At 36.2% G+C, this 19,709-nt stretch carries 18 protein-coding genes; 13 read left to right on the top strand and 5 right to left on the bottom strand.

What is annotated here, in order from left to right; translation table 11 throughout:
- The first annotated feature begins 23 nt into the window (after positions 1 to 23).
- The 10 genes from priA to J7J10_04790 all read left to right on the top strand — a co-directional run bounded on the left by priA (position 24) and on the right by J7J10_04790 (position 11,515).
- Complete coding sequence (gene priA / locus J7J10_04835; GenBank protein ID MCD6130257.1) at positions 24 to 1,964, top strand: primosomal protein N'; 1,941 nt, start codon at positions 24 to 26, stop codon at positions 1,962 to 1,964.
- 60 nt (positions 1,965 to 2,024) lie between these two features.
- On the top strand, positions 2,025 to 2,237 hold the full coding sequence (locus J7J10_04830) for a 30S ribosomal protein S21 (protein ID MCD6130256.1): 213 nt from the start codon (positions 2,025 to 2,027) through the stop codon (positions 2,235 to 2,237).
- A 15-nt stretch (positions 2,238 to 2,252) separates the two neighbouring features.
- Positions 2,253 to 3,830, top strand: a complete 1,578-nt coding sequence (locus J7J10_04825) for an NFACT family protein (GenBank protein ID MCD6130255.1) — start codon at positions 2,253 to 2,255, stop codon at positions 3,828 to 3,830.
- Complete coding sequence (locus J7J10_04820) at positions 3,817 to 4,323, top strand: CvpA family protein (protein MCD6130254.1); 507 nt, start codon at positions 3,817 to 3,819, stop codon at positions 4,321 to 4,323. Before J7J10_04825 ends, J7J10_04820 begins: the two co-directional genes overlap by 14 nt.
- A 16-nt stretch (positions 4,324 to 4,339) precedes the next feature.
- Positions 4,340 to 5,695, top strand: a complete 1,356-nt coding sequence (locus tag J7J10_04815) for a M23 family metallopeptidase (GenBank protein MCD6130253.1) — start codon at positions 4,340 to 4,342, stop codon at positions 5,693 to 5,695.
- A 10-nt stretch (positions 5,696 to 5,705) separates the two neighbouring features.
- Positions 5,706 to 6,203 carry a hypothetical protein gene (locus tag J7J10_04810; GenBank protein ID MCD6130252.1) on the top strand — a complete coding sequence of 166 codons (498 nt, stop codon included), beginning with the start codon at positions 5,706 to 5,708 and terminating at the stop codon, positions 6,201 to 6,203.
- Between the two features lie 244 nt (positions 6,204 to 6,447).
- Positions 6,448 to 7,260: a YihY family inner membrane protein gene (locus J7J10_04805; protein MCD6130251.1), complete on the top strand. Its 813-nt coding sequence runs from the start codon at positions 6,448 to 6,450 to the stop codon at positions 7,258 to 7,260.
- Between the two features lie 34 nt (positions 7,261 to 7,294).
- Positions 7,295 to 8,323, top strand: a complete 1,029-nt coding sequence (gene dprA, locus J7J10_04800) for a DNA-processing protein DprA (GenBank protein ID MCD6130250.1) — start codon at positions 7,295 to 7,297, stop codon at positions 8,321 to 8,323.
- Complete coding sequence (topA, locus tag J7J10_04795) at positions 8,320 to 10,497, top strand: type I DNA topoisomerase (GenBank protein ID MCD6130249.1); 2,178 nt, start codon at positions 8,320 to 8,322, stop codon at positions 10,495 to 10,497. The genes dprA and topA overlap by 4 nt, the downstream gene beginning before the upstream one ends.
- Entirely contained in the window at positions 10,487 to 11,515 is a 1,029-nt protein-coding gene (locus tag J7J10_04790; protein MCD6130248.1) for a radical SAM protein, read from the top strand. Before topA ends, J7J10_04790 begins: the two co-directional genes overlap by 11 nt.
- Positions 11,516 to 11,796: 281 nt before the next feature.
- Here the strand turns inward: J7J10_04790 and J7J10_04785 are convergent, their stop codons facing one another.
- From J7J10_04785 to J7J10_04770, 4 genes are read right to left on the bottom strand one after another with little or no spacing between them, the layout of a single operon-like run.
- Complete coding sequence (locus J7J10_04785; GenBank protein ID MCD6130247.1) at positions 11,797 to 12,204, bottom strand: YjbQ family protein; 408 nt, start codon at positions 12,202 to 12,204, stop codon at positions 11,797 to 11,799.
- Positions 12,198 to 14,186, bottom strand: a complete 1,989-nt coding sequence (locus J7J10_04780) for a DUF1926 domain-containing protein (GenBank protein ID MCD6130246.1) — start codon at positions 14,184 to 14,186, stop codon at positions 12,198 to 12,200. The genes J7J10_04785 and J7J10_04780 overlap by 7 nt, the downstream gene beginning before the upstream one ends.
- Complete coding sequence (locus tag J7J10_04775) at positions 14,171 to 15,088, bottom strand: hypothetical protein (protein MCD6130245.1); 918 nt, start codon at positions 15,086 to 15,088, stop codon at positions 14,171 to 14,173. The genes J7J10_04780 and J7J10_04775 overlap by 16 nt, the downstream gene beginning before the upstream one ends.
- Positions 15,054 to 16,706 (bottom strand): CTP synthase, encoded by a 1,653-nt coding sequence (locus J7J10_04770; protein ID MCD6130244.1) that lies wholly within the window; start codon positions 16,704 to 16,706, stop codon positions 15,054 to 15,056. Before J7J10_04770 ends, J7J10_04775 begins: the two co-directional genes overlap by 35 nt.
- Positions 16,707 to 16,835: 129 nt before the next feature.
- On the opposite strand from J7J10_04770, the gene rfaD reads away from it, so the two are divergent.
- Genes rfaD through mazG form a run of 3 tightly spaced genes read left to right on the top strand, consistent with a single transcriptional unit; the run spans position 16,836 to position 19,363 of the window.
- A complete protein-coding gene (rfaD, locus tag J7J10_04765; GenBank protein MCD6130243.1) occupies positions 16,836 to 17,750 on the top strand; it encodes an ADP-glyceromanno-heptose 6-epimerase in 915 nt (304 codons plus the stop codon).
- A gap of 13 nt (positions 17,751 to 17,763) precedes the next feature.
- Positions 17,764 to 18,606 (top strand): radical SAM protein, encoded by an 843-nt coding sequence (locus J7J10_04760; GenBank protein MCD6130242.1) that lies wholly within the window; start codon positions 17,764 to 17,766, stop codon positions 18,604 to 18,606.
- Positions 18,584 to 19,363 (top strand): nucleoside triphosphate pyrophosphohydrolase, encoded by a 780-nt coding sequence (gene mazG / locus J7J10_04755; GenBank protein MCD6130241.1) that lies wholly within the window; start codon positions 18,584 to 18,586, stop codon positions 19,361 to 19,363. Before J7J10_04760 ends, mazG begins: the two co-directional genes overlap by 23 nt.
- A 20-nt stretch (positions 19,364 to 19,383) precedes the next feature.
- Here the strand turns inward: mazG and J7J10_04750 are convergent, their stop codons facing one another.
- Positions 19,384 to 19,638, bottom strand: coding sequence for an RNA-binding protein (locus tag J7J10_04750; protein ID MCD6130240.1), 255 nt, complete (start codon positions 19,636 to 19,638; stop codon positions 19,384 to 19,386).
- Between the last annotated feature and the right edge of the window lie 71 nt (positions 19,639 to 19,709).

Below are 19,709 nucleotides of genomic sequence, written 5' to 3'. Positions count from 1 at the left end.
ACACCAAATAGGAGGTTTTGGAAATGATTTGTTACTTTAAAGTGATTTTTCCTCTTAATATAAAGGATGGTTTTGTGTATGAGTATGATAGTGAAATAAAAAAAGGTGTTAGAGTAGAAGTGGATCTTCGCGGAGAAAAAAAGGTAGGTATTGTATGGGAGAAGGTAGAAAATCCGTTGTTTGAAACGAAGAAGATAAAAAAAATAATAGACGAAGAACCATTGATAGAAGAAGGTCTTATGAAAAGCATACAATTTACATCCTCATATTATAATGCTCCTTTAGGTATGGTTATCAAAAGTGCTTTTCCTAAAAAGCTCTTTCAAAAAACAAGTATAGATGTGGAAGAAAATACAAAAATAGTATGGGGAGAAAAAGGTGAACTTTCAAAGGAACAGGAAGAAGCATATCGTGAAGTTAACCCCTATATTAAAGAGTCTGTATCTCAACCTTTTTTACTCTTTGGCGCAGCAGGTAGCGGGAAAACGGAGCTTTGTCTAAGGCTTGTTGAGTATGCATTAAAAAATGGAGGTTCAGTTCTCGTTCTTGTTCCAGAGATATTTCTCACGCCTCAGCTTGTCAAACTGTTTACTAAAAGATTTGGAAAGAAGGTAGTGGCTGTAACCCATTCACGACTTACGCCAAAAGAGCGGTTTGATGTGTGGTGTAGAGTAAGGACAGGAGCAATAAAAGTTCTTGTTGGTACACGTTCCGCTGTGTTTATGCCATTGAAGAACATAAAATTTATTGTGGTAGACAATGAGCAGGATGAGTCTTATAAACAAGAAACCGTGCCTTTGTACAATGCTAAAGATGTGGCTGTTGTGCGGGCGAAAGACAGCCATATTCCCATCATGCTTGTTTCTGCTACTCCCTCTCTGGAGTCTTTATACAAGGCGAAAAATGGCGAGTATAAGCTTATTGAATTTAAAGGGCGCAGTCAAAATGTGCTGTTGCCGCAGATGAATATTGTTTCTTTAAAAGGAGGAGGATTAATTACTTCTGCTGCAAAAAGAGAGATAAGAAACACACTGCGCAGCAAAAAAAGCGTCATTGTGCTTGTAAATAGAAGAGGTTTTAATTCGTTTATTATTTGCAAGGAATGTGGTTATATATTTACTTGCTCTAAATGCAGCGTTTCTCTGACATATTATAAAGATGACCATATTCTTAAGTGTCATTTCTGCGGTGCAACCTATTCTCTACCTAATATGTGTCCTCGCTGCGGTGGTTTTCAGCTCATTTCCTGCGGAATGGGAACAGAGAGAGTGCAAAAGACGCTCGAAGGTTTATTTCCTCAAGCTCATATTACACGCGTAGACAGGGACACAACGAGGAAAAAGAAAGATTTTCAGCGAGTTTTGAAAGAAATAGAAGAAAAGACGGCAGATATAATAGTAGGCACGCAGATGGTATCAAAAGGACATAATTATCCGCATATCAACCTGGCAGTGGTTGCATCTTTTGAGGCGTTACTTTCCTCACCTGATGTGCGAGCAACGGAAAAAGCAGTTTCTTTGATTATTCAGGTGGCAGGAAGAGCGGGCAGAGAGATGCCTGGTAAAGTTATTATTCAATCTTTAAATCCTGATAATCCTCTGTTTAGGTATGTAAAGAAATATGATTGGAGAACATTTGCTGAAGAAGAGTTGAAAAATAGAAAAGATCTTCTGTATCCACCCTTTACTCATCTCATTAGATTTGTATTTAGAGGAAGAGGAGAGAAAAAACTGAGGGAACAGGCGCAAAAATTTGCCGCATTATTAAAAGAAAAGATAAAAAGGGAAATAATCTATGGTCCAGTGAAAGCACCTATATATATGATAAAGAATGAGTACCGATATCATATTTTAATCAAGACAGATGATGTTAAAAACACACTGAAAAGAATCAATGAAAGCCAGGAAAAAATACAATACAACATCAGAACAATATGTGATGTTGATCCCATGAATTTTCTTTAGCTTTACAAAATCGGTTTTTTGTTTATAATAATTTCAGATTTCAATGAAGGGGGATGAAGTGTGCCAGGTGTTGTAGTATATGAGAATGAGTCATTTGAGGAAGCCTTAAGGAGATTTAAAAAGCAATGCGAGCGAGCGGGTGTTTTATCCGATATTAAAAGACGCGAATATTATGAGAAACCCAGTGAAAAGAAGAAGAGGAAGATGCTCGCGGCCCGGAAAAAGGCGATCAAGAGAAGAAAAATAATGGAAAGATCAAGAAGATATTTGTAACATTTTAAACCTGCAATGAACTCCCTTAGTTTTAAAGCCTCAACAAGGGAGATAAAATATCTTATTGGATTCAGTATTACGAGCATTATTCAGCTTAATACAAGGTCCTGGATATTTTGCTTGAGAAAAAAGAAGGAATGGAAGAATCTTTTCATAAGTATAGATCCGGTTTATGCATCTATATTCGTTACCTCTAAGATTTCTCACGGTCTATCTACTAATTTTGTTGATTTTTTAAGAAAGCATCTATTGAACTTTGAAATAAGCGATGTAATACAGAAAGGTGCAGAAAGAATAGTTACATTAATTCTCAAACAACAAAGGGGTGAGGCAAAAGAGATATACCAATTAATTGTAGAAATAATGGAAAAGAGAAGCAACATCATTATTGCGGATAAAGATGGTAAAATACGGGAATCAGCCAAACACATATTGAAAAACATACGTAAAATCGTCCCAGGTGCGAAGTATACACCGCCTCCTTCAAAAGAATTAGACCTATTTACATCTTCTCTCAGTCAATTAGAAGGAGCTTACGAAGAGGAAAAAGTAAAGCAGATTTTAGGGTGGGATGCATTCTTGAATAATTGTGTGAAAAGTAAAGAAGAGTTTATACAATTTATAAGACATGTAAGATGTGCATTTGATGAGCAAAATCTACAATTTAGATTCTACACAAATGGTAAAAAATACTTTATTTATCCTATTGAACTTCCATATATGTTTTTAAAAGCTTCACCTGATATTTTGTGGGAATATTATGTAGAAAAGCCTTTGCAGGGAGTTGTGAGGCAAGGGAAAGAAAGACTAAATAAACTGATAGATAAGAAAGCGGGAAGAATATGTAAAATAAGAAAAGATGTCGAGAAGGGCATCAAAGAATGTGAACAGAAGGAAATATATAAAAGATGGGCAGAGAATCTTCTTTCTATTCCTGAGCCTCTTAATAGAGGATTAAAAGATATACAGGTTATAGATATATACAGTCAAAAACCCATTACCATTCTGCTCAAAGAGAATAGGACATTGGTAGAGAATGCTCAATATTATTTTAAAAAATACAAGAAACTCAATAGAACAAAGGGCAATTTAGAAAAAAGGGGTAAGGGAATAGAAAAAGAGTTGGAATTTTTGCAACAGATTAAATTTGATGTAGAAAATGCGCATTCTGTAGAAGAGTTGAATCGTTTGAAAGGTTTGCTCAAGCAGGAGAAAAAGCGGAAAAAGGTACACCCCAAAGAGGTTGTTGAGCAGTTAAAGATAGGTGGATTTACTACTTTTATAGGTAAAAATGCTATTGGTAATGATATTGTAACAATGGATATGGCTAATCCCACTGATTTTTGGTTTCATGTCAGAGCTTGCCCCGGTGCTCATGTAGTAATAAGGAATGAAAAGAAGTTGAAAGAATTGCCTGAGGGCATTATAATGGAGGCAGCGAGAATGGCAGCAGTGCACAGTGCAAACAAGAATGCTTATGTGGATGTAGATTATACACAGAAAAAGTATGTAAGGAAACCTAAGGGAGCAAAGAAGGGAATGGTTATATATGCGCACTTTCATACCATAAGGGTTGAAAATGCTGACTCTTGATATAGTAATCGTTTTTATTTTTCTTATATTTGCCATAAGAGGCTCAATGAGAGGGTTAGCAAGAGAATTGTGTGGTTTGTTTTCTCTTTTATTTTCTTTGTTTTTAGCACATACATTTTATATTCAGGTAGCAAAAAAAATAACAGAGCTATTTCAAATATCTCCTTCTATGGGTATTTTTGTTGCGTTTATTTTAATATTTATCGGAGTTTACATCTTATTTTTTATTGCTTCCTATTTTATCCAACTGTTTTTGAAGAGTATCCATCTGGGATTTGTGGATAAAATATCGGGTGCAGTTCTTGGGCCCATAAAAGTACTTATTTTTTTAGCTATTATTTCTTTGCTTATCTCTCAATTTCCTTTGACCAATTCTCTTTCCTGCTCATTAAGCAGAAAGTCTCATATTTATGCCTGGATAAATGTCCATGTCGCCAAAAAACAAATATTAAGTTTTATAGCCCAGTATAAAGCAGATTTAAATCATAAATAATGGAGGAAAATTGTAGATGAAAAAGGGTCTAATTTCCGTTTTTATTGTTATAATCCTAATTGGTATTTTGGTTTATCTATTTGTGCCCATAGGGAAAAATCCTATATCTATAAATATTAAGTATCCTATGGAGTATTTCACAAACAAAAAACCCATTATTTTAAGCATAAAAGATAAACGAGCGGGGATAAAGGATATTGAAGTGAAGCTTATGACATTAGATACACCAATAGAGTTGTATAAAAGGCATTTTGAAGATAAAGACATGAAAAGTATAAACTTGAGGTTGCAAGTAAAGAAGCAGTTGCCACAGGGAAAGGCATATTTACTTGTCCGCGTAAGGAATCACAGCACAAAAAATTTGTTTAGGGGAAATGTGCTAAATGTAGAAAAGAAAATAGTTATAGACACCATCTCTCCTCATATAGTTATTTTGAGTGGAGCGAATAGGGTTAAAGTTGGCGGAGCGGGTGTGGCTATATTTCAGGCAAAAGATAAGAATTTGAGTTCTGTCTATCTGACAGTAAACGAAAGAAAGTTTAAAGCTTATCCTGTGAAATCCTTATTTGGTGAAGATTATGTTTATCTTAGCTTTTTTGGATATGATATTGTGAACAAACTGAAGATTTGGAGAACAACGGCGGTAGCTACAGATAAAGCGGGGAATATATTTCTTGCTCATGTGCCTGTTTTCTGGGAGAGTTTTAAACCCAAAAGACGCAATGTCAAGGTAACAAAATCATTTATAGAAGGAAAGATTAAGGAGGTTTTGGGGGATAATTTTAATCCTCAAAATCTTCTACAATCTTTTATTTCGGCAAACAGGAACATGCGGGAGAAAAACAATGAACAGATTGAGAAGGTATGTCAGGATTCTGTAACAAAGATGTTGTGGCATGGTAGATTTATTCATTCTCGCGGTTGCAAAGTGACATCTACCTTTGAGATAAGAGATTATATTTATAATGGCAGGAAAATAGATAGAGAACATCACTTAGGGTATGATTTGGCATCTGTAAGAAATGCACCTGTTATCGCTGCAAACGATGGTATTGTGAAGTGGACAGGTTTCTTAGGTATTTATGGAAATACAATAATTGTTGATCACGGTTTTGGTTTGTTTAGTCTATATGCACATTTGGGTAACATATATGTAAAAACGGGACAAAATGTAAAAAAAGGACAACGCATCGCTTGCACTGATACTACGGGTTTGGCATTTGGAGATCACTTGCATTTTTCCATTCTGGTGAATGGTTTGTTCGTTAATCCCTTGGAATGGTGGGACGGAAGATGGATAGACACTCATATTATGAACAAGATTGAAGAGGCAAAGGAAAATTTAGCAATTGGTAAATTGAGTAAATATTAACAGGAGGTATATGATGGGTTTCAAGGAAAGTATAGAGGAGAGAGACCTTAATGCAGATGATGTTTTTGTGGCCTCTTTTTTCGCAGGTCTTAATGAGTTTGGTATATTGAATCAGGCGGTGATGAACATCGCAGCACGCCGAGCAGGAAAGTATTTGGCGATGTTTGAGGAGGTAAAAAATCCTCTAAAAATTGATGAGAGCAAAGGTGTTAAGGAAGAATGTGAACAAGTGTTAGCATCTCTTAACTCTGTATTGTCTATTTCCAGCGATATAAATGTAGAAAAAGAATATGACAATATCGTTGTAAAGATAAGAAATAGTAAATGTAAATTCTGTCCCAAGGGTGTGGGAGAAGCGGAATTAGAAGGCACAATCTGTCCTTTCCCCGGACTCATAGAAGAGTTTATAAATCACTTTTGTAGCAAAAAAGTAAAGATAATGAGAGTGGATAATAAGATATTGAAAAAAGAAGGTGATTGGTGTGTTATAAAATATGAGGTAGAATAATAAAAACCCCCGCCGCAAGCAGCGGAGTATCACTGGATGTCATTCCGCCCCCGTATCAAGTACGGGGTGACATTACTTCCTTCTGTCATTCCGCACTTGATGCGGAATCTGGATTCTGGGTTCCCGCCCCCGATCAGGTCGAGGGCATGCTTTCACGGGAATGACACAAATCTTTGATTTGAGCGTAAAAGAACTTAAAAAGGAAAGAGGGCATTTGTATATATGTGTGTAGTTGCAAATTAATATGGGCAAGACAAGAGTAGGGTTACCAGGTTCTATCAACAAGGCTTTCACATTATTTAAAGAAAAGAACATAATCCTGTGGTCAGCGTTTTTGACATATTTAACGGCATTAGCTATCGTGCCTATTAGTTATATGCTCGTTTTTGTCTCTTCCAGAATGCCTATTGTTTCTAATTATTTTTCACAGGCAAAGGGACTTATTGTAAATATAATACCTACATATTCTGATCAAATCTTCCATTATATGGATATATTTATCAAGAATGTATCTAAAATAGGTATATTTAGTACTATTTTCTTTGTTTTTGTGGTTTTTGCATTTTTTAATACCTTTGAGAAATGTGTGAATTCTATCTGGGGCGTTGAAGAAAAAAGAAATTTACTGAAAAAGTTTGCTATTTTTCTGTTTATAATAGTAAGTTTTATCATTTTGCCCTCTTTATTTATTGCTTTAAATGTGCTGTTGCCTATCACTTTGCCTGAGTATCCAGTTAAAATTCATATTAAATTATTACCGTTTTTTATCTGGTGGGGGACTTTATTTATAGGGTATCACATAGTGCCGAATGTAAAAATGCATGTATTTACAAATATCATATCTTCTCTACTTGTAACTGTTTTCTTACATATGCTTAAATCCGGTTTTCATATTTATTTGAAACTTGCTTTTTATAATGTAATTTATGGAAGTTTAAGCATTTTACCTGTTATTCTCATCTGGCTTTTTTTATTCTGGAACATTGTTTTATTCGGTGTTGCGGCGGCAAGAGTTATTGAAGAAAATTGTATTTTTTATAAACACAAACGGACTTGAGTTTTGAGCCGGCAAAAGCTATTTTAGGTTGTCTATGAAAAGAGAAATATTAGCTATAGCAACAGGAAGGGCCTGGGGCAAAGGGAAAAAGGATGTCACATTTTTAAATAAATTTAAAACTTTAGACGAGGCTTTTTCTGGTGTCGTTAAATCCGAAAAGGTAGATATTTCCGAGTGTGAGGATGTTGCCAATGAGGCAAAAGAAAAAGGCATTATTGTTTTAGATTTCTGGAGTAAGTGTTATCCTTCACCCCTCAAAGAGATTATCAATCCTCCAGTTGTATTGTTTGTTAAAGGTGTATGGAAGAAATATAAACTTCCTATAGCCATTGTGGGAACAAGATATCCATCTGGATATGGAGAACAGACAACAAAATTACTCGCTACAGAGTTGGGAAGATTGGGATTTACAATTGTAAGTGGTATGGCAAGGGGAATAGATAGTATTGCTCATAAATATGCTCTTTTGTCTAAAACATATACTGTAGCTGTTTTAGGAAGCGGCGTAGATGTAGTATATCCGCCGGAGAACCGCAAGCTTTACGAGTCGATCTGCGAAAACGGTGTAATAATTAGCGAATATGAGCCTCAAACCCCACCCTACGCATTCAATTTTCCTTCGAGAAATCGCATTATCAGTGGACTTTCTCTGGCTACTGTAGTGACGGAGGCAGGAATAAGATCTGGTTCTCTCATTACCGCTCATTATGCCGTAGAACAGAACAGAATGTTGTTTTCTGTGCCGGGAGAAATATTTTCTAAGCGTAGTCAAGGTACCAATAAGATAATTTCGGAAGGAGCTTGTATTTTGACAGGATTAGAAGATATACTGTTGAGATTTTATCCCGACCTGAAAAGGGTGCAAGAGACAACAGCGGAAGAGAAAAGATTGCTGGGCGATAAAGAGGATTTGGTATTGAGAAATATGGAAGGTGAGACCTATTTTGATGAATTGGTGGAAAAAACAGGAATGGAGGCAAAGGAATTATCTGAAATCTTGACTGATTTAGAATTATCAGGAGTTGTAAAAAGAAGTGGAGGAAATATATTTATAAAGACATGAAAAAAAAGGTTATGGTTGTAGAATCGCCGGCCAAGGCGAGGACTATTTCTTCTTTCTTAGACAATAAATTTAAGGTAGTAGCCTCATATGGTCATGTAAGGGACTTGCCGGAAAAACGATTTGGAGTGAACATAAAACAAGACTTTAAACCAACTTATGTAGTGCCCAAGGGTAAGAAAAAAGTTGTAGATATGTTAAAAAAAATGGTTAAAGAAACAGATGAGTTGTTTATTGCCTCGGATGAAGATAGGGAAGGGGAGGCTATAGGTTGGCATATAGTAGAAACTATTAAACCTCACGGTGATATAAAGAGGGTTGTTTTCCATGAGATTACAAAGGAAGCCTTAAATGAGGCAGTGAAAAATCCTCGTTCCATAAATATGGATATGGTGAAGAGTCAGGAGGCACGCAGAATTTTAGACCGCATTGTAGGATATAAACTGAGTCCTTTTTTGGCAAAAAAAATACAGAGAGGACTTTCTGCGGGGAGGGTGCAATCTGTAGCCTTGAAGCTTATTGTGGAAAGGGAAAAAGAAATAGAGAAATTCAAACCCAGACAGTACTGGACCGTTCATCCCTATATCCACATACAAAATGCTGTTGTAGAAACAGTGCTCACCTCCATAGATGGTAGAAAAATAGGAAAATTTGATTTATCTGAAGATAGGACAAAGCAGATAAAAAAGGATCTTCAAGATTTTTGCTTTGAAGTCACAGAAATAAAGAAGAAAGAAAAGACGAGAAAACCCAATCCTCCATTTACAACCTCTACCTTGCAGCAAGAAGCATCTACAAAACTTCACTTTTCACCTTCAAAAACACAAACCATCGCCCAGGGACTCTATGATGGAAAAGATATAGGCAATCAAAGGATAGGTCTTATCACCTATATGAGGACAGATTCTATGAGTGTTTCCGGTCAAGCGCAAAAAGAGGCGGTGGATTTTATCAAAAAGAATATAGGTAAGGAATTTGTTCCTCCTAAACCCAATGTATATAAAACAAAAGTGCGTAGTGCTCAGGAAGCACACGAATCTATTCATCCTACATCTTCGTTTCGCACTCCAGAGAGTATGGCTAAATTTCTCACGACAGATGAACGAAAGTTATATACTCTTATCTGGAACAGATTTTTAGCTTCCCAAATGACACCTGCAAAGGAAAAAACGCTCACCGTAACATTTGGCGGCAACGGATTTGAGGCGAAAGCCTCTGAGACAGATATTATCTTTCCTGGGTTTCTCATCTTAAGCGAAGAGAAACAGAGATTACCTTCGGTTTTGCAGAATATAAAGAAAGGAGAAGAGGGCAGGGTGGAAAAGATAAAAATAGAAGAGCATACAACGGAACCCCCTTCCAGATATTCCGAAGCCAGTCTCATAAAAATATTGGAGTCCTATGGTATAGGGAGACCTTCTACTTATGCTTCAATTTCCAAGACATTATTTAATCGTAAATATATCAAATTGGAAAAGAGGAAAATTTATCCTACCGAATTAGGGAAAACGGTTTCCAACATACTCTCTTTGGGCTTTGATGATATAATCAACACGGATTTTACCAAAAAGATGGAAGAAGAGTTGGATGAAATAGCTCAAGGAAAAAAGAAAGAGAATGAGGTATTAAACAAATGGTATGCCCCTTTTGCAGATCTTTTGAACAAGGCTTATGAAAATATTAAAAGTCTTAAACCTCCCCCTCAACCTACGGACAAGGTATGTGAGTTATGCGGTGCGCCTATGGTTATCAGAGAAGGGAGATACGGGAAATTTCTGGCTTGTTCAAACTTTCCAAAATGTAGAAATACAAAACCCTTAAAAAAGGAAGAAACAGATGAGATATGTGAGAAATGTGGGAGGCCGATGGTTGTAAAGCACAACAAATACGGAGTGAGATTTTTAGCCTGTTCAGGTTATCCGAAATGTAAGAACACCAAACCATATTCTATAGGAATAAAATGTCCTCAGTGCGAGAAAGGAGAATTGACAGAAAGGGGTTCAAAAAATGGGAAGTTTTATCGCTGCTCGCGCTATCCGGAATGTAAATTCATAGTGAGAGGAGAGATAGTTAAACAGAAATGTCCTCAGTGCAAAAATGAATTTTTGGTAAAAGAAAAAAAATGGTTGAAATGTCCAAAGTGTGGCTGGAAAAAAGAGGCGGAAGATGAGGTTTGAGCCTCGCTGGATAGCATGGGAAATCACGCAGAGATGTAACCTACGCTGCATCCATTGTAGAACAAAGGCAGATATAAACAAAAAGGATAATCTTACATTTAAGGAAGCTTTGAGAATATTGGATGATATATCAAGCTATGCAAGTCCCACCATTGTTCTAACGGGCGGCGAACCATTATTGAGAAAAGATGTATTTGACATTGCTAAATATGGGACAAAAAAGGGTTTGAAGATGTGTCTTGCTACAAATGGCACATTGGTGAATAATAAGATATGCGAGATGATAAAAGAAAGCGGTATTCAGGTGGTTTCTCTATCCATTGATGGCTCGTGCGCTGAGGTACACGATGATTTCAGACAACAAAAAGGGGCATTTGATGGTGTGATGAAAGCAGTAAGCAAATTCCACGAATATAATATTCCGTTTCTCATAAATTCCTCTTTTACAAAGAGGAATATACACGATGTAGAAAATGTGTACAGGTTATGTAGAGAATTAAAACCTGTTGCCTGGTATATGTTTACTGTTGTTCCTACCGGCAGAGCAAAGGATATCTTTGAAGAGCTGCTGGACGGAAAACAGATAGAACAGGTCTTAAGATGGCATCTGGAGACAGAATTGAAAGAAAAGGAAATGATTATGAGACCTACCTGTGCTCCATACTACTACCGTCTTATAGAGGAGGAAAAGTTTTTAAATAGAAAAACATTAAAATTTTCACCAGGCGGATTCAAGGGATGTGTGGCAGGCCAATTTATCGCTTTTATAGATGAAGAAGAAAATGTAAAGCCCTGTAGTTATTTTTTGAGAAATGCAGGGAATCTAAAACAGCAGTCTTTTTCAGATATATGGGAGAAAAGCGAGATATTTAGAAATCTGCGTAACTACAAAAAATATAAGGGAAAATGCGGAAGATGCAAATATCTCAGTGTTTGCGGAGGATGCAGGGTAAAGGCAGATGCAATGTATGAAGACTATATGCAAGAGGATACTTCCTGTACCTACAACCCGATTTAATTACATATAGTAGGGTTAATTCCCCGCAGCTTGCCGCGTTTTGTGTCGTAAAAACCTCCAGTTTTTACGACCAAAGTTGCGATTTGTGTCATAAAAACCTCCAGTTTTTACGACCAAATCTTTGTTTTGTGTCATTCCCGTGAAAACGGGAATCCAGAGGCTAATATTCTTTCCAGATTCCGTGTCAGGCACGGAATGACAGAAGGAAAGAATATTACCCCGCACACCGATGCGGGGCGGAATGACATCTAATGATACCCCACAGCAAACGGCGGGGTTATTTAATGTTTTGATGTTTCAACGATTTTGATATAGACTTCCCTTTGCCTTGGTCCATCGAATTCGGCGAAGAATATCGCTTGCCATCTTCCCAAAAGTATTGTTCCGTTTTCTATAAATATTGTTTTTTCACATCCAATGACAGAACTTTGAATATGGGCATCGGCATTTCCTTCCAGATGTTTGTAATTCTTGTTACGAGGAATAAGATAGGAAAGTGTATTTAATATGTCATCTCTTACCGCAGGATCTGCGCCTTCGTTGATGATCAAGCCAGCGGTAGTATGGGGAACATATAGAATGACAATGCCTTCTCTTATTTTAGTTTTTTCAACTATTTTCTCAATATGAGGTGTAATATCTATAAGTTCTCTTGATTTATGGGTGATTACATCTATTTTCTCTACCATTTCCCCGTTATAATAATATTTTTTTCCTTAAATGGCAATTTCCATCCGATCATAAATGTTGTTTCCTGATACAGCTTTTCAAATCCTTCTTCAGACAATGATACGGTGTAGATGGGGGCTGTGATAAACTTATCTGCTTGAATTTCGAAATTCAGTGTTATCTTTTGCCATTCATCAAATAATGTAAAAGACTCTACATGAGAAAATTTACCCCTGTAATTCATCGGATATCTCTTTTCATCCACTGTAAAGTATCTATCCTCTGTTTTGTCGGTAAGCAAGGTAAGGTTGAGTTCAACAAACAAAAAGGGCATATTTTCTGTTTCATTCATTTTATAATGAACAATGATTTTTCTACCGGAAAGAGTATAGGTTTTCTCTATTTTGTGCAATGGTGATAGGAATGTCAGAGATGAATTTTCTCTTTTAATCAAAGAACATGGGTTATATGTGGTCCGGGAATAAAAGTTGTCTCTGTAGACCTCTTCTTCGTTTATATCATTCGATAGGTGTTCAATAAATGAATATCTATGCCGACGGTCGTAGATAAGGTATTCTTTCAACCCTTCTTCTTTAGCCGCTACCTGTTCGTGTATGCTTTTATGTTCCCCATCTTTTCCAGTGTAGTATATTTTTTTATGATATGCCTCTTTGTATCTTCTCAATGTATTTTGAATATTAAATGCCTTCTTTTTTATGTCCCATTCGTATAATGCTGCTCCATAGCGGGGCTTTATGTATAGATTATAGTGTTCATTTCCCATAATTGCTTCTTCGTATCCGTCTTTGTCCATGTCCCTGATGATTATTTCCTGTTTTTGATTCAAAAGATTTTCTCCCTGAATGATGTTTCTGTATATGGCATCTCTCAAATGCGGCAGATATAATCCTCCGAATACGCCATGCCAATAAGCATCGTTACATTGAGCACGCAGAATATAATCCAGAGCATTTTCTCTTGGATGGCTCTTATATTTTTCTACTGCATATAAACATCTTTTGTCCATATTGTTTGATTCTTCATACTTGGAGAAAAAATTCCTCCACATTCCACCTGCTATGAATGGTTTACATTCTTCATACATATTCATTTTCTTTAATGTTTCTGTTAGTCTGCTGTATATTTCTTGTCCTTTCGTAAGAATTACCCATTCATCCATCTCTCTATAGGAACAGGCAGGAAGGTATATAAGTTTTTGCGGTTTTTTTCTCTTTATTATTTCGTTAGGCAAAACCATTTTTATCCAGGAGCAGCTTTCTATCTCTTGCCAGAATCTTTCCAGCCATTTCTCTTCGTATACCCATTTGTGTGTTCCCGGCCATATCCCGAATTTTTCTCCATCATCTGCAAATACCAACAAAGAATCTTTTGTAAAGGAATTTAAATAAGAGGATGTTTCATGAGGCAACTTAAATGGTATGGAATATCTCAGGTTTTCATTTCCTGCAAATATAAACAGGGAATTCCCTTCATGTTCTGTGATGAAATAGCCTCTGGCAATATCTTTTTCTTCCATACCACTTCTCCTCAGGTGTATATCATCTACAATGGTGTATTTTATGCCTTCTTTGGCGATAGCCGAAACTATATGGGGTTCCCATGCTCTTTCAGCAATCCACATTCCCTCCGGCTTTACATGGAATACATTGTTTATAAGATTATTCATTTTTTGAATCTGTTTTCTTTGAGAAAATTCATCTATAGAAGAGAAAACAGCTTCATAGATTGTTCCTCCCAATATCTCTACCTGTTTTATGCGTATAAGTTCCTTGATTTTCTCTATAAATTGCGGTTTTTTCTCGCATATCCACTGAAGGAGGTAGCCCGAGAAATGCAACCCTACTCTTATGGATGGATGATTATACAGGCTTTCTATAAATGGTCGGTATGCTTTTTCAAAGGCTTCATTCAGTGTAGATTCAAAGTTTCCCACTGGTTGATGATTGTGCACGATGAAGACAAAATTTATGTACTTATCCATTTTATGAGCATCCCCTTCAAAATTGAGTAAGCTCCTTTTTCTCCTGTTTTCTTTAAAAACAGGTCAAAATCATAAAAAATCAAGACAAGCTTTGTTAGTTCATCCAGGCTTATCTTATCAGCTTTTCTTTTATATTTCAAAATTTTCCATCCGTCTTTCATATGTTTAATTTCTTCTATGCTTGCCACCTTGCATATTACTATACGGGAAAAAATTGTAGCGGCAGTAGCAACCAATATGGAGGGATGTATATCAAGGAAAGAGAGGTTGTCTATTTCGCTTAATGTTCGGGGTAAATCTTTGTCTAAGATGGCTTGAATTACATTTAAAGCAGTGGTCTGAGGGGCAAATGATAGAAATGTATCTACAGTGTTGCGGACTATATCTTTTTCTTCACCCATATATAGTATTAATTTTTCTAAGAATTTTTCTAAAAAAGCAGGGTCTGGTAAGTTATCCACAATATACTGCGGTAGCTGAGCATTGAAGCTCTTTTTATATTTGGAGAACACATATTCGATATATTTTATCAATTCATCATTTCCAATTTTCTCCATAGGTACAGTATATTTTTTATCAAATGTAGGGAGACACTTTTCCGTATCGATTAAAATGAGGTTTTTGGAATGGATGGGGGAAAGTTTTTTTATGGGAAAATTCATAATGATGTGAAAGATCTGATGGTGAGAAAATAAAGAGCTGGAGGAGAGGTCATTCTTTATATTTTCCCATTCTTCTTCATTTTGCAGCTCTATCTTTTCACATTTTTTATCTTTTCCTAAAAATGCTTCTTCTAATCTCTTGATGTATATTTTTTTCAGCCAATCTATTGAGCCGCAGAATATGTAGAAATTCTCTATATTTCCATCATGAATGTTTTTCTTTAGTTCTTCTCTTTTCATACGCATTCTTTACAAACTCTAAGATAAGAGGATGGGGAGAAAGGGGTCGGGATTTAAATTCAGGGTGAAATTGAGTGCCCACAAAGAAAGGATGATTTTTGATTTCGGCAATCTCTACAAACTCGCCATCAGGAGATTCGCCGGAAATGATTAATCCTTTTTCTTCCAGCACTTTGCGATAATCATTGTTAAATTCATAGCGGTGTCTATGTCTTTCATAAATTAGTTCTTTGTTGTAAGCTTGATAAGCTTTTGTTCCTTTCTTTATCTGGCAGGGATATGCACCCAGGCGCATTGTCCCTCCTTTTTCACTTTTCTCATCTCTTTCAATAATTTTCTCATCTTTTGTCCATTTTTTGGCTAAATGGATGATTTTGCGTGGTGCTTCAGGACGAAATTCTTCCGAATCCGCATTGTTCAGATGAGCAACATCTCTGGCGAATTCAATAACTGCACATTGCATACCCAGGCATATACCTAAAAAAGGCACTTTGTTTTCACGAGCATATTTAATGGCTTTGATCTTTCCTTCTATTCCTCTTTCACCAAAGCCCCCTGGAACAAGCATCCCATCCATGTTTGATAAAATATTCTTTGTGCTGGATGAATCGATTTGCTCCGCATCAACCCAATTCAGATTTACATGAACATTGAGTTTTGCGCCAGCGTGGACGAATGCCTCTATTAGACTTTTATATGATTCTTTTAGTTTGATGTATTTTCCTACAAAAGCTATGTTTACTGTGTCTTTAGGATGTTTTATGCGATACACCATTTTTTTCCACTCATCAATGGAAAGAGAATTGCATTTCAAATTTAGTTTTTTTATGACAAGGTTTTCTAATTCCTCCTGGTGGAATTTTAGTGGTATTTCATATACATTTTTTACATCTATGGCAGTGATTACTGCTTCTTTTTCTACATTACAGAATAAGGAAATTTTCCCCTTTATCTCGTTTGTTAGCGGCTTTTCTGTTCTGCACAAGATGATATCGGGTTGAATACCTAAAGATTGCAATTCCTTCACGCTGTGTTGAGTGGGCTTTGTTTTTAGTTCACCGGATACCCTGATATAAGGGATGAGTGTAAGTATAACATACAATGTGTTTTCCCTTCCCACATCAAACCGCATTTGTCTGATTGCCTCTATAAATGGTTGTCCTTCAATGTCTCCAATTGTGCCGCCGATTTCTACTATTATCAGGTCTTTTCCTTCTGCTACATCAAAAATTCTTTTTTTTATTTCATCTGTAATATGTGGCACTACCTGGACGGTTTTTCCCAGGTAATCTCCTCTTCTCTCTTTTGTGATTACGGTTTGATATATCTGTCCTGAAGTAAAGTTGTTTTTTTGAGTGAGGGTAAGGTTTGTGTATCGTTCATAGTGTCCTAAATCCAGGTCTGTTTCTGCACCATCATCCAAAACATAAACTTCACCATGCTGATACGGATTCATTGTTCCGGGATCTACATTTATGTAAGGGTCAATCTTTAGCATAATAAGGTTTATTCCTCTAGACTGAAGAAGATAAGCGGTGGATGCTGAGGCAATACCCTTACCTAAGGACGATACAACACCACCCATAACAAACATAAACTTTGTATTGCTATTTTTCATGCAGAATATCTCCTCAATATTTTTATTTTGTCTTTTAATATTTTCATACTCTATGCAATTAATATAGCTGTTTTTCTTTTGTTATGCAAATATGGTATAATTTGAATATTCTGTTGAATGGGAGGGAAAATGAATGTTCTAATTACAGGCGGGGCAGGGTTTATCGGTTCTCAATTAGCCTTAAAATTGCAGGATTTAGCTCAAGTTTATGTAGTGGATAATTTCATTTCTGCAAATCTTAATAATTTAAAAGGATTTAGAGGAGAGGTAATCAAATTAGATGTATCTAAAGAAGAGATAAACATTGGTAAAAAAATGGATGTGGTTTTTCATGAGGCATCCAATACTGATACCACTTTTAAAGATGATAAAGAGATGTTGAGAAACAATGTGGACGGTTTTAAAAAAATAATGGAGTTTTGCAGAAAGAATAATACAAAGCTTGTCTACGCTACCAGTGCGGGTGTTTATGGTAAGGGAGAAGTTCCTATGAAAGAGGAACAAAGGGCAAAACCCTTAAATGCCTATGCATTTTCTAAGTATATGATGGATTTAATTGCCTTAAGGGAAATAGAAAGAGGAACAGATATTATAGGTTTGAGGTATTTTAATGTTTATGGTCCACATGAAGAGCATAAAGGCAAAGCCTCTAGTATGATATTGCAACTTGCACATCAGATAAAGGAAGGAAAAAATCCTAAATTATTCAAATATGGTGAGCAGTTTAGAGATTTTATCTATGTTTTTGATGTGGTAGAAGCAAATATTGTGGCCATGAGATCAAATGCAAAAGGGATATTCAATGTAGGAACGGGTGAAAAAACTACATTTAATGAAGTTGTAGAGATTCTCAATAAACTTTTGCAGGCAAATAAGGAAACAACATATATTGACAATCCCTATGAAAGATTTTATCAGTGCGAAACATTGGCAGACATGAAAAAAACAAAACAAGAATTAAATTTCTCCGCTTTTTACAATATAAGAGAAGGAATAAAAGATTATTTAAGGAAAATAGGTTTTATTGATGAGAGAAAGAATTGAGAAACTGAAGAATATGGCAAAGACATGTATCCTTTGCCCCAGAGAATGTAAAACAGACAGAGAAAATGAAAAAAAAGGTTTTTGCGGCATAGGATGGAGTCCTGTGGTAGCCAGTGCAACCTTGCATTTGGGGGAAGAGCCGCCCATCTCTGGAGTAAATGGTTCTGGCACTATATTCTTTGTAGGCTGCAATATGGCTTGTGTTTATTGCCAGAATTATCCCATTTCTCAGTTGCGAAATACAGGAAGGGAAATTACAGTAGATGAATTGGTGGATACAATACTTCACCTTCAAAGAAGTGGTGCGCACAATATAAATTTCGTTACCCCTTCTCATGTTGTTCACAATGTAGCAGAGGCTATATTTCTCTCTCGTAAAAGAGGACTACATATTCCTATTGTTTACAATACCTCTTCTTATGACAAAGAAGAGGTTATTGACCTTTTAGAAGGTCTTGTGGACATCTATCTGGCGGATTTTAGATATTTTGACAACAATGTGGCAAAAAAATATTCCAATGCTTTTGATTATCCAGATGTGGCAAAAAAGGCATTGAAAAAGATGTATGAGCAGGTTGGAGATTTAAAGACGAAGGATAATATTGCATATAAAGGACTTTTAATAAGGATATTGGTTTTGCCTTCCCTTGCCCGTCAGGTTAAAAAGATACTTGATTGGATAAGAGAAAATCTGTCAAAAAGCAGCTACATTTCTTTAATGAGTCAGTATTTTCCTGCTTACAGGGCAGCTGAATTCCCTGAGATAAACAGAAAAATTACAGAAGAAGAATGGGAAGAAGTGAAAGAGACATTTTTTAATTTGGGGTTTGAAAATGGATACATCCAAGAAAGATAGAATAGCAAAGGCATTTGTAGAATTTGTAGAAATAGTAGAAAGATTGAGAGGAGAAAATGGTTGTCCCTGGGATAAGGTACAAACACACAAATCTGTGGAGAAAAACTTTATTGAAGAGGTATATGAGGTAATAGATGCCATTGAGTGTGAAGAATTTTCAGAATTAAAGGAAGAATTGGGTGATGTTTTACTACAGGTTGTTTTTCATGCGCAGATGGCAAAGGAAGAGAATAAATTTGACATAGAAGATGTGATAGATGCCATTTCTCAAAAGATTGTCTACAGACATCCTCATGTATTTGGTAATGTAAAAGTAACAGGAGTGAAGGATGTTTTGAAAAACTGGGAAGCATTGAAGAAAAAAGAAAAGGAAACGAAATCCGTGCTTGAAGGTGTGCCCAAGCATCTCCCTGCTTTGATTAAAGCTTATCGTGTAGGTGAAAAGGTCGCACAGGAAAAGCTGGATTGGGATACCTTAGAAGATGTTTTTTCTAAATTGGACGAGGAAATAAAAGAGCTGAAATACGCAAAGGCTGAGGATAGAGAAGAAGAGTTGGGAGATGTTTTGTTTACAGTAGCAAACATCGCTCGCAAAGAAGATATCGATCCGCATAGAGCACTGAACAAAACGATAGAAAAATTCGCCGACCGTGTTAAAAAGGCGGAAGAAATGGCACGCAAACTACATGGGAAAGAATTGGAACAGTTAAACCGCCAGACAGTAGAAGAGCTTTATGAGAAAGCGAAATCTATTTAATTTTTTTATTAAAAATTATTCTATCTGCGATATGGTCTTTCCTGACGGGGCCTTGCTTCATCTACCCTGATATTTCTTCCCTCTAAATCTGTTTCATTTAGTGCTTCTTTTGCTGCTTCGGCTTCTTCAATAGTGCCCATTTCTACAAATCCAAATCCCTTACCTTCGAATACTCTCACAGAGACTACATTTCCATACTGTGCAAAGGTATCCCTTACGGTTTCCTCTGTTGTCCTGTAACTGAGGTTGCCGACATACAACTTACTGGTCTTCATTTTCCCTCCAAAAAAGTTTCTATCGCTAAGATAATATTCGCTTTTTAAAAGAAAAGCAAGAAAAATCTATC

This window comes from Deltaproteobacteria bacterium (assembly GCA_021159305.1).
Classification (GTDB): domain Bacteria; phylum Campylobacterota_A; class Desulfurellia; order JAGGSF01; family JAGGSF01; genus JAGGSF01.
The sequence above is the reverse complement of the archived record's forward strand: the minus strand, read 5'-3'. Positions and strand labels throughout refer to the sequence as shown.

Bases quoted from the DNA above. Each gene is read 5' to 3' on its own strand.
- priA (MCD6130257.1), top strand. From the start codon at position 24: ATGATTTGTTACTTTAAAGTGATTTTTCCTCTTAATATAAAGGATGGT.
- J7J10_04825 (MCD6130255.1), top strand. From the start codon at position 2,253: ATGAACTCCCTTAGTTTTAAAGCCTCAACAAGGGAGATAAAATATCTT.
- J7J10_04820 (MCD6130254.1), top strand. From the start codon at position 3,817: ATGCTGACTCTTGATATAGTAATCGTTTTTATTTTTCTTATATTTGCC.
- J7J10_04815 (MCD6130253.1), top strand. From the start codon at position 4,340: ATGAAAAAGGGTCTAATTTCCGTTTTTATTGTTATAATCCTAATTGGT.
- J7J10_04810 (MCD6130252.1), top strand. From the start codon at position 5,706: ATGATGGGTTTCAAGGAAAGTATAGAGGAGAGAGACCTTAATGCAGAT.
- J7J10_04805 (MCD6130251.1), top strand. From the start codon at position 6,448: ATGGGCAAGACAAGAGTAGGGTTACCAGGTTCTATCAACAAGGCTTTC.
- dprA (MCD6130250.1), top strand. From the start codon at position 7,295: ATGAAAAGAGAAATATTAGCTATAGCAACAGGAAGGGCCTGGGGCAAA.
- topA (MCD6130249.1), top strand. From the start codon at position 8,320: ATGAAAAAAAAGGTTATGGTTGTAGAATCGCCGGCCAAGGCGAGGACT.
- J7J10_04790 (MCD6130248.1), top strand. From the start codon at position 10,487: ATGAGGTTTGAGCCTCGCTGGATAGCATGGGAAATCACGCAGAGATGT.
- J7J10_04785 (MCD6130247.1), bottom strand. From the start codon at position 12,204: ATGGTAGAGAAAATAGATGTAATCACCCATAAATCAAGAGAACTTATA.
- J7J10_04780 (MCD6130246.1), bottom strand. From the start codon at position 14,186: ATGGATAAGTACATAAATTTTGTCTTCATCGTGCACAATCATCAACCA.
- J7J10_04775 (MCD6130245.1), bottom strand. From the start codon at position 15,088: ATGAAAAGAGAAGAACTAAAGAAAAACATTCATGATGGAAATATAGAG.
- J7J10_04770 (MCD6130244.1), bottom strand. From the start codon at position 16,706: ATGAAAAATAGCAATACAAAGTTTATGTTTGTTATGGGTGGTGTTGTA.
- rfaD (MCD6130243.1), top strand. From the start codon at position 16,836: ATGAATGTTCTAATTACAGGCGGGGCAGGGTTTATCGGTTCTCAATTA.
- J7J10_04760 (MCD6130242.1), top strand. From the start codon at position 17,764: ATGGCAAAGACATGTATCCTTTGCCCCAGAGAATGTAAAACAGACAGA.
- mazG (MCD6130241.1), top strand. From the start codon at position 18,584: ATGGATACATCCAAGAAAGATAGAATAGCAAAGGCATTTGTAGAATTT.
- J7J10_04750 (MCD6130240.1), bottom strand. From the start codon at position 19,638: ATGAAGACCAGTAAGTTGTATGTCGGCAACCTCAGTTACAGGACAACA.